Annotated in this window: 15 protein-coding genes; 7 read left to right on the top strand and 8 right to left on the bottom strand. The window is 65.6% G+C overall.

Features of this window, described 5'->3' with window-relative positions:
• Positions 1 to 12: 12 nt before the first annotated feature.
• Genes R2770_17095 through R2770_17080 form a run of 4 tightly spaced genes read left to right on the top strand, consistent with a single transcriptional unit; the run spans position 13 to position 3,737 of the window.
• On the top strand, positions 13 to 996 hold the full coding sequence (locus R2770_17095; protein MEZ5282179.1) for an NADPH:quinone oxidoreductase family protein: 984 nt from the start codon (positions 13 to 15) through the stop codon (positions 994 to 996).
• A complete protein-coding gene (locus R2770_17090) occupies positions 993 to 1,715 on the top strand; it encodes an MOSC domain-containing protein (GenBank protein ID MEZ5282178.1) in 723 nt (240 codons plus the stop codon). The genes R2770_17095 and R2770_17090 overlap by 4 nt, the downstream gene beginning before the upstream one ends.
• On the top strand, positions 1,716 to 2,900 hold the full coding sequence (locus R2770_17085) for an MFS transporter (protein MEZ5282177.1): 1,185 nt from the start codon (positions 1,716 to 1,718) through the stop codon (positions 2,898 to 2,900).
• Positions 2,901 to 2,945: 45 nt separating this feature from the next.
• Positions 2,946 to 3,737 (top strand): SDR family oxidoreductase, encoded by a 792-nt coding sequence (locus R2770_17080; GenBank protein MEZ5282176.1) that lies wholly within the window; start codon positions 2,946 to 2,948, stop codon positions 3,735 to 3,737.
• A gap of 2 nt (positions 3,738 to 3,739) precedes the next feature.
• Here the strand turns inward: R2770_17080 and surE are convergent, their stop codons facing one another.
• From surE to R2770_17040, 8 genes are all read right to left on the bottom strand, one after another.
• Positions 3,740 to 4,573, bottom strand: coding sequence for a 5'/3'-nucleotidase SurE (gene surE, locus R2770_17075; protein MEZ5282175.1), 834 nt, complete (start codon positions 4,571 to 4,573; stop codon positions 3,740 to 3,742).
• Between the two features lie 47 nt (positions 4,574 to 4,620).
• Entirely contained in the window at positions 4,621 to 5,205 is a 585-nt protein-coding gene (locus R2770_17070; GenBank protein MEZ5282174.1) for a 5-formyltetrahydrofolate cyclo-ligase, read from the bottom strand.
• A complete protein-coding gene (gene gluQRS / locus R2770_17065) occupies positions 5,202 to 6,116 on the bottom strand; it encodes a tRNA glutamyl-Q(34) synthetase GluQRS (GenBank protein ID MEZ5282173.1) in 915 nt (304 codons plus the stop codon). The genes R2770_17070 and gluQRS overlap by 4 nt, the downstream gene beginning before the upstream one ends.
• A 28-nt stretch (positions 6,117 to 6,144) precedes the next feature.
• Positions 6,145 to 6,711, bottom strand: a complete 567-nt coding sequence (locus R2770_17060; protein MEZ5282172.1) for a hypothetical protein — start codon at positions 6,709 to 6,711, stop codon at positions 6,145 to 6,147.
• Positions 6,712 to 6,799: 88 nt separating this feature from the next.
• Positions 6,800 to 8,815: a DNA polymerase gene (locus tag R2770_17055; protein MEZ5282171.1), complete on the bottom strand. Its 2,016-nt coding sequence runs from the start codon at positions 8,813 to 8,815 to the stop codon at positions 6,800 to 6,802.
• Positions 8,816 to 8,858: 43 nt separating this feature from the next.
• Complete coding sequence (locus tag R2770_17050; GenBank protein MEZ5282170.1) at positions 8,859 to 9,191, bottom strand: hypothetical protein; 333 nt, start codon at positions 9,189 to 9,191, stop codon at positions 8,859 to 8,861.
• A 52-nt stretch (positions 9,192 to 9,243) separates the two neighbouring features.
• Complete coding sequence (gene dusB / locus R2770_17045; protein MEZ5282169.1) at positions 9,244 to 10,440, bottom strand: tRNA dihydrouridine synthase DusB; 1,197 nt, start codon at positions 10,438 to 10,440, stop codon at positions 9,244 to 9,246.
• Entirely contained in the window at positions 10,437 to 11,033 is a 597-nt protein-coding gene (locus R2770_17040; GenBank protein MEZ5282168.1) for a Maf family protein, read from the bottom strand. The genes dusB and R2770_17040 overlap by 4 nt, the downstream gene beginning before the upstream one ends.
• 67 nt (positions 11,034 to 11,100) lie before the next feature.
• On the opposite strand from R2770_17040, the gene R2770_17035 reads away from it, so the two are divergent.
• The 3 genes from R2770_17035 to R2770_17025 are packed head-to-tail and all read left to right on the top strand — an operon-like array spanning position 11,101 to position 13,832.
• Positions 11,101 to 11,730, top strand: coding sequence for a hypothetical protein (locus tag R2770_17035; GenBank protein MEZ5282167.1), 630 nt, complete (start codon positions 11,101 to 11,103; stop codon positions 11,728 to 11,730).
• Positions 11,730 to 13,115, top strand: a complete 1,386-nt coding sequence (locus R2770_17030; protein MEZ5282166.1) for a glutamine synthetase family protein — start codon at positions 11,730 to 11,732, stop codon at positions 13,113 to 13,115. Before R2770_17035 ends, R2770_17030 begins: the two co-directional genes overlap by 1 nt.
• A gap of 12 nt (positions 13,116 to 13,127) precedes the next feature.
• Positions 13,128 to 13,832 (top strand): gamma-glutamyl-gamma-aminobutyrate hydrolase family protein, encoded by a 705-nt coding sequence (locus R2770_17025; protein MEZ5282165.1) that lies wholly within the window; start codon positions 13,128 to 13,130, stop codon positions 13,830 to 13,832.
• Positions 13,833 to 13,890 lie beyond the last annotated feature (58 nt).

The raw sequence follows: 13,890 nt of genomic DNA, 5'->3' as shown, positions 1-13,890 counted from the left end.
AGGGGGATTCCGTTGAGGGGATGGCAACTGGCAACCAACGGCGATCCCGCTGATGTGCTGGTTCTGGACGACCTGGTCGATCCGGCGCCGAACGAACACGAGGTGCTGATCTCGGTCGAAGCGACAAACGTCAACTTCGCCGACATCCTGCAGTGCCAGGGCAAATACCAGGAGAAGCCCGAGCTGCCCTTCACGCCCGGTGTCGAGACCTGCGGAATCGTCGTCGATGCAGGGTCATCGGGGGTGTGCCGTGTGGGCGACCGGGTGGTGGGCATGACGTCGTCGGGTGCCGGTGGCTACGCCGAGCTGGCTTTGCTGGCGTCGCGCTCGGTGCTGGTGATCCCGCCAGAGGTGTCGGCCGACGTCGCCACGGTTCTGTTCACGACGTATCAGACATCGCACGTTGCGCTGCATCACAGAGCGGCACTGCAGGCCGGCGAAACCCTGCTGGTTCACGGCGCGTCGGGCGGAGTCGGTTCGTCGGCGGTGCAGCTCGGTGCGGCCGCCGGAGCCATCGTCATCGCCACAGCGGGGGGCGCCGACAAGTGTGCCTACGTCGCCTCGTTGGGCGCCCATCACGTCATCGACACCCATTCCGAAGATGTCTACGAAACGGTCATGGAACTGACGGGCGGGAGCGGCGTCGACGTTGCCTACGATGCCGTCGGTGGCGAGCTTGGCGACCTCACCCGCCGACTGATGGCTTGGGAGGGGCGGTTGCTGATCATCGGATTTGCCGCCGGCGGCGTGCCGCAGTATCCCGCCAACCACGCCCTGGTGAAGAACTACTCGATCATTGGGCTGTACTGGGGTTCGTATCTGACGCCCGAGCGTCGCCACGTAGTCGATGAGGCTCACGCCGACATCCTCGCCGCCTACAAGGCGGGCAAGATCGACCCACCCAAGGTCGAGGCGGTTGCACTCGACGACCTGCTCGATGCGCTTGGCCGGATTCAGCGTCGCGAGGTCAGCGGTCGGCTGGTGATAACGCCATGACCACAACCATCGGGCCTTACACATTCAGCGACACAGACGTTTTGCAGACGCTGCTGCACACGTTTGATTTGTTGGACGGCTATCCCCACGATGTTCGACCGTTTCAGACGGCCAGACGCGAGCGAATCAACACCGCCATCGGCGGTCGGAACCCTTCGTCGATGAGCCCCGACGAGCGGGCGGTCCTGCTTGGTCGGGTATGGCCCGAGTTGTTCGATGCCCGCGCCGATCTGGTGGCGGGCGACCTGCTGCCGGCCACTACACATGGAACGGTTGCACATCTGGCAGTGTCTCGCGGAGGGTTGCCCAAGCTTGGGGTAGACCGGTTCGAGGTGGATCACGGCGGCGCCGCGGGCGACCGGCAGGCCACCCGCAGGCACCACGGCCGTCCGTGGCAGGCGCTGTGCCTTTGGAGTTCGGAGGTAATAGCGGATCTGGTCGGGCAGGGTCATCCTGTCGGTCCCGGGTCGGCCGGCGAGAACATCACCATCGCCGGGATCGACTGGGGGCTGGTTCATCCAGGTGTGCGGTTGCGTATGGGCGACGTGCTGTGCCAGATCTCGGCCTACGCCGTGCCCTGCTTCCAGACCGCGGAGTGCTTCAGTGACCGCGAGTTCAATCGCATCCACCACTCACAAGGTCAGCTCAGCAGGATCTACGCGACGGTGCTCGAGCCTGGCACGGTGGGTGTCGGCGACACCGTGGTGCTGGAGCCCTAGGTGGACGGCCATTCGGGCACGGCTCGACGCCCTATCGACGTCGACTCGGGCCGAGCCTGGTGGGTCGCCGCCGCGTGCGCCGCAGCAAACGGAACCGCCTTCGGCATCGCCTACACGTTCGGCAACTTCTTCGACGCAATGTCCGAAGAGTTCAACGCCGCCCGAGGACCCACGGCGATCATCTTTGCCCTGACGTTGCTGTTCTTCTTTGGTGGGGGAGCGATAGCCGGCCCGCTCGGCGACCGCTTTGGTGCCCAGACGATGTTCGCGGTCGGAGCCACCATCTTCGTCACAGGGCTGGCGGTGACATCGCGCGTCGAGAACCTGTACCTGGGTTACCTCACCTACGGCATCGGGGTAGGTGTGGGCGCCGGAACCTTCATCGCACCGCTGAGCGCCCAGGTGGGCAGGCTGTTCGAACGCAGTCGCGCCGTTGCGCTGGCGACGTTGGCCGCAGGCAACGGCGTCGGAACGCTGGTGATGTCACCGTTGTCGGCAGCCTTGATAGAAAGCCGTGGCTGGCGTTCGGCCTATCTGTGGCTGGCGATCATCGCCGGGCTGGTGTTCGCTGCTTCGCTGCCGCTGATCGGCTCGCGCTCACGCGTTCCGGCTCCGATTGCCCAGGACTCTTCGGTGAGGCTCTTCGACAGCCTCGAGTATCGGTCGTTGTTCTTGTCGTCGCTGCTGATGTCGGTGGGGTTGTATGTGGCGTTCGCCTTCATCGTCCCCTTCGCCAAGGACGCGGGTGTCACCGCCCAGGCAGCTGCCAGGCTCATCGCCATCGTCGGCGTCACCAGCATCGTCGGACGCTTGGGGCTGTCGACCTTGACGGCACGTTTGGGTCCGGGTCGGGTCTTCCTGGCTTCTGTGGCGCTGCAACCCGTCGGCTACGTCGTGTGGTTGTTCGCCGATGGCACGTACTGGATGTTGGTGGTGTTCTGCGCTGTTCTCGGCGTGGCCTACGGCGGCTTCGTGGCCGTCGGTCCCGAGCTGATGATCGTCACCCACGGCACCGCCGGTCTGGGCAGACGTATGGGGGTGCTGTACGCCGCATTTGGCATCGGTGGCCTCATCGGCCCACCGCTGGCCGGGTGGTTGCCAGGCCGCGTGTCGGCCATTTCGGTCGTCATCGCCATCGTTTGTGCTGCGGTCGTGGTCGCTATACCGGCGGCCCGGGCCGCGTGACCGCGGCCTTCGTGCCGCCGTACGGCGACGTGCTACAACGACCCGATGGCATCACTGAGCGAAGTACCTACTCCGAGTGCACGGTTGGATGGCAAGGTCGCGATTGTCACCGGAGCCTCCAGCGGATTCGGCGACCGATTCGTTCGGGTTCTGGCTGGAGCAGGCGCCACGGTTGTCGCTGCGGCCAGGCGTCTGGATCGCCTCGAGGCCCTGGCCGGCGAGGTCGGCAACGTCGTGGCGGTCCAATGCGACGTCAGCTCCGACGACCAGCTTCGCGAGCTGGTGTCGGTGGCGGCATCGCTCGACGGCGACCTGTCGGTGCTGGTGAACAACGCCGGGTTGTCCGACGCCGTCACCAAGGCCGAAGAGGAAGACCCGGCGCTGTTCCGCCAGGTCGTCGACGTCAACCTCAACGCCTGCTTCGTGCTGGCCGGTCTGGCCGCGCAGAAGATGATCGAGTCGGGCAGGGGCGGCAGCATCATCAACATCGGCTCGGTTCACAGCTTCGTCTCGGCGGCACCAAACCATCAGGCCGCCTACGTCGCGTCCAAGGGTGCAATCTTGACCCTCACAAAGGAGCTCGCAGCTCAGTGGGCCAGGCACTCGATTCGGGTGAACGCCATTGCCCCGGGCTATTTCGAGACCGAACTGACCGCCGCCATGTTCCACGGCGACGCGGCCGAAGGTGGTCAGCGCTATATCGAGCGCGGAACCTACCTGCGCCGCGCCGGGGTCGAGGGCGAACTCGATGGGCCGCTGCTGTTGTTGGCGACCGAACTGGGCAGCTACATCACCGGTCAGACCATCGTCGTAGACGGTGGCTGGACCAGCCGCTGAGCTCAGCCCTGGGCCGGACCCCACATCTGTTCGAGCGTCTTTTCGACACCGCCACAGCCGGCAGGAGAATCTGCCGTGTAGCGGCTGAGCCACGTGAGAGATACCTCGCCCTTCATTACCGCACCGCTGTCGGTCTCGACCGGTAAGTCGATGGGGTCGCCCCAGTTCATGACCACCCGGTAGGCGTGATCGTGTCCGGCCTTGGGTTCGAGCGTTGCCTTCGACAGGGTTCTCGGAGGCATGGTGGCCACCTCAGTCATCCGCCACTTGCCGAGTTCGTCGATTTCGCAGTTGGGCACGTTGACGTTCAGCACCGACGGCTCGTCGGTGGGCGACTCGACGAATGCCCCGATGACGACGTCTGCGACGTGGGCCGCTGTCTCCCACTTCTGGGCCTCGAGCACGTCGTCCCAACCTTGACCCTCGACACCCCACATCTCGACGGCCTGGCTGAAGGCGATTCCGCTGATGCCACCGATTCGACCGGTCACCGCGGCGCCGACAGTGCCCGAGTGATACACCGATCGGCCCACGTTGCTGCCCGGATTGATGCCCGACACCACGAGGTCGAATGGCTCGCCGAACACACCCAGCCGGGCGAACATCACACACAACGCCGGGGCCCCGGTTACCGACCAGGCCTCGTCGATGCCATCGATGTGCACCTTGTGGATCTCGGGCCTGGCCAAGTGCAGGGCACCGATGGCGGCCGAGGCACCCGAGTACTCGCTGTCTGGGGCGGCCACAACGACCTCGCCGTGCCGTGCCGCCGCTCGCGCCAGGTGGTGGAGCCCGATCGAGTCGATGCCGTCGTCGTTGGTGACCAAGATCCGCACGCGGTTTACCTCTCCAGATGTCGTGAGCCGGCTCGAAGCTACAGGCCTCAGGTGAACGACGAGGAAACGCGTGGCGAAACCAATAGGACGCCATCCTCGGTCGCCAGGTGGGTCATGGCTATGTCGTGGGGCTCGACCGGCAACTCGCCGACGACGGTCGAGCGTCGTGTCACGCCGACCACCAGCGCCTGAGGGATCTTTGCCAGGAAACGGTCGTAGTAGCCGGCCCCGCGGCCCAGCCGGGTTCCGTGTCGGTCGAACAGCAGAGCGGGCACCAGAACCATCGCCACGGACGACGGTTCGACTTGGGGGGCGTGGGCGACGGGTTGCCAGAAGCCGAATCGGTGCCGCTCCAGCGGTGCGCCCGCGGGATGCAGTGACAACGCCATACCAGGGTTGGACCTGGTCAGAACGAAACGTTCTTTGTCGGCCCGGTTCAGCAGGTGGTCGACGGCGATCTCGCCGGGCAGGTGCGAGTACAGCACGATCTGGCCCTCGATCGAGTCGACGAAGTCCGCGATGTGACCGGCTACCCGCTGTGAGATGTGGGCGGCCGGGGGCTTGACGATTAGCTTCGCCCAACTGCGCCAGGCGCGTTTGTGGCCGGCGGCCTGCGGGTTGGCGAGCGTCACGAGATGTCGTCCTGCTCGAGGGTCCAGGGAGTCCACTCGATCTCGTCGGAATCGAACCGGTCGAGCAGGTCGGATATCGACACAGGCTCGTTGCGCTCGCACAGGCCCAACGAGTGGCCGATCCAGGCCAACACCGTGCTGGGGTCGCGGCCCAAAGCGGCGAGATCGCCCAGGGTCACGGCCCCGTCGCGCTTGGCCAACCGATCGCCAGATGGCCCGAGCACCAGCGGCACATGGGCATGCGTTGGCTCGGGCAGGCCGAGCGAGTCGCACAATGCCAGCTGAGCTGGCGTAGCGGCCAACAGATCGTCGCCTCTCGTCACCTCCTCGACGCCCTGCTGGGCATCGTCGACGACCACGGCGATGTTGTAGGCCGGCGTGCCATCGTTGCGGCGAAGGACCAGATCGTCGACGACACCCTCGAACGGACCTGCGATGCGATCTACGAACGAACGGGTCTCTCCGCTGCTGTTGAAGCGCAGCGCAGCCGGACGACCCGACGCCAACTTGGCCGAACGTTGGTGTCGTGTCAGGTTCTTGCAGGTTCCGGGGTAGCCGGGTGTGCGCCCGGCATCGTGGGCTGCCCGGGTGGCCTCGCGTATCTCGCTGCGGGTGCAGAAGCACTCGAACGTCAGACCGTTGTCGACCAGGCGATCGAGCGCTTGGTGGTACAGGTCCATACGCTGCGACTGGAAAACCAGCTCGCCGTCCCAGTCGAGGCCCAGCGCCCGCAGGTCGGCGAGTTGGCCGTCGATGAAGCGGCCCGACCTGCTTGCCGGATCGAGATCTTCGATGCGCATCAAGAAATCAGAGCCCGCCTCGCGGGCCAATAGCCACGCCACGACAGCGGTTCTGAGGTTGCCGAGGTGAAGTTCGCCGGTAGGGCTCGGTGCGTAGCGACCTATGGCCACTGCGGCCCCCGCATCTGATTGGCCAGCCTCAGTCGGCAGACCATTTGAGATCTAGGGCGCCGACGAGGCGCCCGACGGTGTCGGGGATGGTGTCTTCGACCATGCGCCAGATATTGGGAGTCAGCATCCAGGTGGTTATGGGAGGCGACGTCTGGCCTACCTGGTAGCGGTCGCCAAGGGTTCCGTCGAGGCCCGCGTAGAGACGGCCGTCGACACACAGCACCAGCTGGGCCACCGATGTGCGCACACCGTCCTCGAACTGGATCGGCACACTCAGTGCGCCCACCTGCCACCCTCGCGGTCGCCTTCCCAACCGGATGCGGCGCTGCTTGAAACGCTTCAGGCGGGCAAAACCCGTCGTCCCGACATCGCCCGCGTCGTCTGCCGCACTTCGGAAGCCATCGAGGATCTTCGCGAGGTCGCATCGCCGGTCGGTCTCGACCCGGTCGGCTTCGATGCGCGCGGCGCGCTCGGCCTGCGCCGCCTGGGAGGCTCTCTGACGCTCGGCGCGCGCTGCGGCACGCGGCGACAACGCTGCGCCGCGCTCGTCGGTGGCGGCAGCTACTCGCTGCACTCTCTTGCTCAGTTCGCCCACCGCGCAACTCCCGTACTCACAGGCAACTGACCTTACTCGCAGACAACCCGAGGTCGAGGGCGGTCGCCCGCCGGTGCAGCCCGCACGGTCAGGGGATTGTGAACTCGATGTCTGAGTCGCTCAACGAGGTCCGAACGTCGGTGTCTGCCAGCGGTGTTACGTCAGGGCACCACTTGGACATGGCGTCCTCGAGGCACGACTTGACCGCTACAGCGACTTCTTTGGCGATCGATCTGGGACACTCGACCACGACGCTGTCGTGGACTGTCTGAACACCGCGGGTGTCGGGGAACTCGGCCAGCCGGTGGTGGAGATATCCGTAGGCCTCGAGCATCACGTCCGCAACGCCACCCTGGATAGGCGCGTTTCGGTAGGCATTGGCCATGCGGGCCACGCGTCCTTGAAGGCTGTTGCTCATCAAACGATCCAGCGCCTCTGGGCCCATGATGTCGGCTACCGCGTCTATGACGGCACGGCGGAGCGCACGTTCTTCGAGCACCTTGTCGATCTCGGCGTCGGTCAGATCGGGTGGGTCGATGCCGAACGGAACCTTGAAGCGGCGCGCAACCCTCTGTCGCACCAGACCAGGACCGTGTTTGACCGAGCCGACGACGGTAGCGGCGGCCCGGGCGAGTAGGCCCTCGGTGTGAATGGTGAACCTCTGCCTGCGGCCGGCGACGGTGAGGCTGTCGAAGCAGAACGGATCGCCGGCGTGGGTCAACACCACCGGGGCGTGAAACGACAGCACCCAAGCCACCTCGTCCAGGTCGAGGCCGGTGCGCTCGTGCACCTCCTCGACGCTTGGCCAGCGTCGCAGGGCCTCTCGCAGGTCGCGACGGATCTCGCGAATGGCCGGGAACAGTTCGTGTAGCCGCAGTGTGGCCTGCCAGTCCATCTGGCCGGGGGAGGTGCTGAGTCTGTCGATGAAATCGTCGCGCTCGTCGCACCACGAAGACACCCCCGGGTAGGCCGCGAGATACGCGTCGAGCAGCTCGCGACCCTCGTCCGATGTGGTCTGCACACCCGACTGCGACAGGCTTCGGGCCAGGCCCCCGCCACGCTGTCCATAGACGATTCCGAAGTTGATGCGCTTGGCCTTGGCGCGCAGCTCGGCGTGACGAACCGGATCGGTCGACTTGAGCAGTGTCATGTCGACTCTGAACATCCGCTCGGCGGTGGCCTCGTGGACGTCGACGCCGTCGGCGAACGCCTTGCGCAAGCTGGTGTCGCCCGACACCTGGGCCACGAACCGAAGCTCGGCCTGGCTCAGATCCGCGTGTACGAAGACACGATCGTCGTCTGGGCGAAAGTGGGGCTTCATCCGCGGTGACAGGTTCTGTGCGTTCGGATTGCGCGACGCCAGCCGGCCGGTGTTGGTGCCGACAACCTGCAGGTACTCGGGGTGGATGCGCCCGTCGTCCCCGATGTGTTCGTGGATGCTGTCGCCGTAGGTGGTGAGGATCTTGGTGTGTTCGCGGTATGCGAGGAGAAGCTCGCACAAGGTGCCGCCGATCTCGGCCAGCGTGTCGGCGCGAAGCGGATCGGTCGGCTTCAGCAGCCGGGCCTCGCCGGTGTGGATCTCGGCCCAACGGCGAACCTCGGCTGCCGAGTAACGATTGAGTGCCTCTTTGGTCTGAGACTCACTGCCGGGGTTCCAGGACGGTTCGAGAGTGTCGGAGAACAGTGACGCCTGGCCTCCGCCCGTGACCTCGGCGATGCGGCTCAAAACCGATTGAAGCTGTTGCTCGACGTGTTCGAGGTGACCGTTCCAGCCCTGCCAGTCGAAGGGCAGTCCGGCGCGCTCCATCGAGTCCAGAAACGGCCTCGCCGCCTGCTCGAGGCGACACACCTCACCCAGCCCTGCTGCGTCGATCTTCGACGCGATGACCTCGGCGACCCACAGGGTCTCGACAGCGTCGGCAGCGGCATAGCGGATCTGTTCGGGGGTCAGATCGCCGTCTGCTCGATAGGACAGCTGAGTCGTTCCTTTGCCCTGAACGGTCAGTCCGAGATACCACTCGGCGGCCCAAGCCAGGCCGTGGTAGAACCCGAAGCCCGTGACCCTTGATGCAACAGTGCGTCGGCCAACTGGGCGTCCCACCATTCGACCGGTCGCACGTCGGCGCCGCGCAGCTGAGCGGGCTCGATCAGGTCGCGCTCGATGACCGCGCGTCGAAGTCGGCGTTCCAGGCCGCCGCGTTGACACCCGACAGGGCCTGGGCCAGCGCCACGTGGTCGACCAGGTTGGCGTCTACGACCCACGCGTGCTCGGCTCCCGATGCGTCGCGCGTCGCGGCCGAAACCACCCGAAGAGGCCCGGGGCCAGGTTCAATGAACACGGTCTCGGTGTCGATCGCACACGCAACGGCCGACCTGAGGGCGGTTGCGAACCGGTCGACCAGGTCGTCGGTCACGAACGTGACGGCAACATCCTCGGGCTGACGCTCGGCGCGTGGGCGGGGGTCGCGGGGGCGAAACATCGGGACGTCACTCTATTGCCCTGGTGGGACGCCCGCCGGGCCGAGGTGGCAGTCAGCCCCCCGAGTTGTGCTCGCCGGCCTCGGCGGGAAGAGGCGTCTCGTCGTCGATGTCGTCGAGCCAACCATCGGGTAGGACGACCCGTTTGGGGCCTCCGGTATGACTCCGCTTGACCCGCAGTGCCTCTGCGGGGAACTCGGCGGCAGGAAAGTCAGCGACGATCGACTCGAGTTCGGCGATCGAATCGATCTGGGCCAGCCGGGCCCGGCGTGCGCCACCGACCGGGAAGCCCGTCACGTACCAGATCGCGTGTTTCCTGAACTGTCGTACCTGAGCCGAGTCGCCGTACCAATCGACCAGCTTGCTGGCGTGCTCGATCATGATGCGACCCACATCCGGCAGGCTCGGAGGCATAGGGGGTTCCTCGCCCCTGAACACTGCGGCGAGGTCTCGGAACAACCAAGGCCTACCCAGGCAGCCGCGACCTATGACGACACCATCGCAGCCGGTGTGGCGCATCATCCGAAGCGCATCCCAGGGTTCCCAGATGTCGCCGTTGCCGAACACCGGGATTTCGGTCACATGGGACTTCAGCTCGCCTATCGCGTCCCAGTCGGCATGACCGCTGTAGAGATCTCGTGCGGTTCGTCCGTGCAGTGCAATGGCCGCGCAGCCCAACTCGGCGGCCATGGCTCCGGTGTCGAGGAAGGTCAGGTGATCGTCGTCGATGCCCTTGCGGAACTTGATGGTCACCGGCACGTCACCCGCAGCTTTGACCGCAGCTTCGATCATCTTGCGCAGCAGGCGGCGTTTGACCGGCAGCGCGGAGCCGCCGCCAAGGCGGGTGACCTTCGGGGCGGGGCAGCCGAAGTTCATGTCGATGTGGTCGACACGTCCCTCGGCGACCAGCCTGGTCACGGCCTCGCCGATGCTGCGCTCCTCGGTGCCGTACAACTGGATGCTGCGCGGGCTCTCGTCTGGGCCGAACTCGGCCAGCTTCCAAGTCGTCTCGTTGCCCTCTATCAGAGCTCTGGCCGTGATCATCTGGTTCACGTAGATACCTGCGCCGAACGAACGGCACAGCTCGCGGAACGGGACATCGGTGACCCCGGCCATCGGGGCCAGGATCACCGGGGTCTCCAAGCGAAAGGGGCCTATGGAGGGTGTTGCGAACTCGCCGGGCCGCGCGGGCTCGACGTCGGCGTTGATGTCGCTTCTCGGCGCGGCGGTGCCCACGTCGGTGAGGGTCATGGGCCCGATCGTAGCGACGTGACGTCGATTCCGAGCCCGACGATGAGATCGATCAGCTGGGTCAAGGGCAACCCGATGACGTTGGTGACCGAGCCCTCGATGGTCTCGACAAAGCATGCCGCGCCCCCCTGTATGGCATACGAACCGGCCTTGTCCATGGGCTCGCCGGTCGACACGTACCAGTCGATCTGTTCGCGGGTCACGTCTGTCATGCGCACGACCGTTCGCTCGACGTGCGCTGTGACGACATCGTCGAGAACCAGGGCCATGCCGGTCAGGACCTCGTGGCTGCGGCCCGACAGCAGCTCGAGCATCGCGGCGGCGTCACCTGCGTCGGACGGCTTGCCCAGAATCTTGGCGTCGATGACGACCGACGTGTCGGCCCCGACCACCAGCTCGCCAGGTCGCGCCACGGCCAACGCCTTTGTGGTGGCCAGCCTCTTGACATAGTCGACGGGCGCTTCGCCTTCGATGGGGGTCTCGTCTATGTCGGCGGGTCTCTGCTGGTACTGCAGGCCTGCCGAGGCCAGCAATTCTGCCCGGCGGGCTGAACCCGAGGCCAACACGAGAGGCACGTTCGTCGACATCGCCATAGTGTGGCTCCTTGCGGGAGTGTCATCGTCCAGCCAAGGGCGCAGGCGTTCGCATTTTGGAGGTTCCATGCGAGTCGAACTCGAGCCCGACCCGGTACCCCTGGCGCGTATCACGGCGTCGCTGGTGCGCCGATCGCTGGCCGCATGGTCAGGGGGCGGACCGCTGGCGCGTGCTCGCGGCGTCATCGTGCTGGCCTCGGCTACCGATCCCCAGGCCGTGACCCTGCGCATCGGAGCCGATTGCATCTCGATCCGGCGTGGCGCCGACGCCGACGCCGATGTGTCGATCACCATGGACCTCGCCGATGCCGATGCCAAACCAAAGGTGGAGGGTGCGGCAAAGCATCCGGTCCTGGCTCTTGCCGCCGCCAAGCTGCTCGAACCGCCGGTCGGCGATTGGCAAGCCGAGGCCGACCGGTTCTTCGAACGCGCGATGGCGCACGCCGACTGCCCCAGACCGGTCAGGCTGGTCGCCACCGATGTCGATGGGCATGGCCGGCAGCAACAGTGGGGCGGAGCGGGCGACCCGGCCATCGAGATCCACGGTCAGGCAGCGCGTCTGGCTGCGGCGATGTCTGGGTCGGCGGTGGTGGCCGAAGAAGTCCTGAATGGCCGATTGTTCGTCGTGGCCGATCTGAGGGATCTGTCGTTGTTGACCAAGTACGCCATAGACCACCTCTTCGGGGAGCTCGTGTGATGGACAAGCTCGACGTAGAACGGTTCTTGGAGCAGCACTCGATACAGCGCGTGCGGGTCGAAGGTGTGCAGTTGGACGGCTTGGCGATCTGCAAGATGCTGCACCCGACGAAGTTCCTGTCGTCGCTCGAGTCGGGTATCGGATTCGCCGATTACACCTTCGGCACCGATCGGGCCGGTGACCCGGCGTTCGGGTTCACTGCACCATGGCGCTCGACCGTGGTCGGAGACGTTCACCTGGTGCCAGACCTCGACACGTTGCGCATGCTGCCCGGCTCTGCGGGTACAGCCACGTGTTTCGCAAACGCAGTCGACCACGGCGGAAACCCGATCTCGGCGTGCGGTCGATCGACCTTGCGTCGAATGATCGGTGAGCTCGAGGGCCGGGGCTATCAGTCGTTGTTCGCATTCGAGATCGAAGGCCAGTTCTTCACCAGGACCCCTTCGGAGAACCGGGCCCGAGGCTGGCGCGATCTTCAGCCCATCGGGGTTGGCAGCCACCTCGCGTACTTGTCTCAGGACGCTCACATCCTCGAACCGTTGCTGTCCGAGGTCTGCAGGCGCCTGGATGGCCTCGGTGTGCCATGGGAGGCGTGGAACGCCGAGGCCGCATCGGGTCAGTTCGAACTCAATATCGCTCCTACCGACCCTCTGACGGCCGCCGATCACGTCATCAGGGTCAGGCAGGTGTGCAAGGAAGTAGCCCACGAGCAGGGCGTCTCAGTGACCTTCATGGCCCGCGTGACCAGCGATTTCAACAACGGTTTGCACGTTCACCACTCGCTGCTGGCCGACGATCGGCCCGTCCTACACGACCCACACGCCCAGCACGGCCTGTCGACGGTGGCCAGAAACTGGTTGGGCGGTCTTATGCAGTGCCTGCCCGCTACGGCGGCATTCATGGCCCTCAACCCCAATAGCTTCAGGCGGGTCGAGCCGTTCAAGGCGGTGCCCACGCACGTGACCTGGGACGTCGACAACAAGTCGACTGCGTTGCGGGTGCTGAGCGGGTCGGCAAGCTCTGCCCGCATCGAACACCGAATGGGAGCCGGCGACCTTCATCCACACATGGCCGCGGCCGCGATTCTCGCCGGCGGGATGGCAGGGCTCGACGAACAGCTCGAGCCGCCACCCCCGTTCGAGCGCATGGCTTGGGGCCTTCCAGACGATGAAGCGATGCCAGATCGGTTGCCGGTTTCGGTCACGGCGGCCTGCGATGCGCTCGGTTCGGACCAACGCCTGCGGGCGATGCTGGGAGACGAACTCGTCGACTACTGGATAGGGGTTCGACGTTTCGAATGGTTGGCTTTCAACACCTCCGGCGGCGATATCACCTCCGACGGGCCAACCCCGTGGGAACTCGACCGGTACTTCGAAACCCTCTGAGGATCAACAACGATGGCAGCACCACTGATCGGCGTTTCGGCCGAATTTACCGACGTCGACATCCATGACGCCAAGATGCCCTCGAACCTGGTGACCAACACCTATCTGAAGGCGGTGGTCAAGGCCGGCGGGGTCCCGGTGATACTGCCGATAACCACCGACCCCGAGGCGGCGACGCTTCTGGCCGATCGGGTGGACGGTGTAGTCGTGACCGGAGGCGTAGACATCGACCCGGCCGCCTACGGCGCGGAACGCGACCCCATGACGGGCGAGACCCAGCCCGACCGCGACACCTTCGAGCGTGCCCTCATCACCAGGCTGATCGAGCGCAACAAACCAACGCTGGCCATCTGCCGCGGTGCCCAGTCTTTGAACGTCGCCATGGGCGGAACGCTGGTGCAGCACGTCGACGGACACATGTGTTCGGATCGACACAACCAGTTGGTACACGAAGTCGAGATAGCCCCAGGGTCGCGGCTCGCAGCGCTGGTGGGCCCGGGATCCTTCGGTGTCAACTCGCTTCATCACCAAGCCATCGGGCGGCTGGGCGAGGGCTGCCGAGCGGTGGCGATCAACGGCGACGGCCATGTCGAGGGCATCGAGGTCGACGGGGCCGATCGAGTCATTGCGGTGCAATGGCACCCCGAACTCCTGCGACACCTGCCCCAACACCTGGCGTTGTTCCAGCGATTGGTCGAAGACGCCGGCGCATCCTGATCGATCTGAGCGGCGCCTGGGGCTACCTTTGTCGAGGTAGCCGTCAGTCAGATTCGCC

This window comes from Acidimicrobiales bacterium, assembly GCA_041394185.1.
Taxonomy (GTDB): Bacteria; Actinomycetota; Acidimicrobiia; order Acidimicrobiales; family Poriferisodalaceae; genus JAAETH01.
This window is presented reverse-complemented; position numbering and strand designations above follow the sequence as displayed.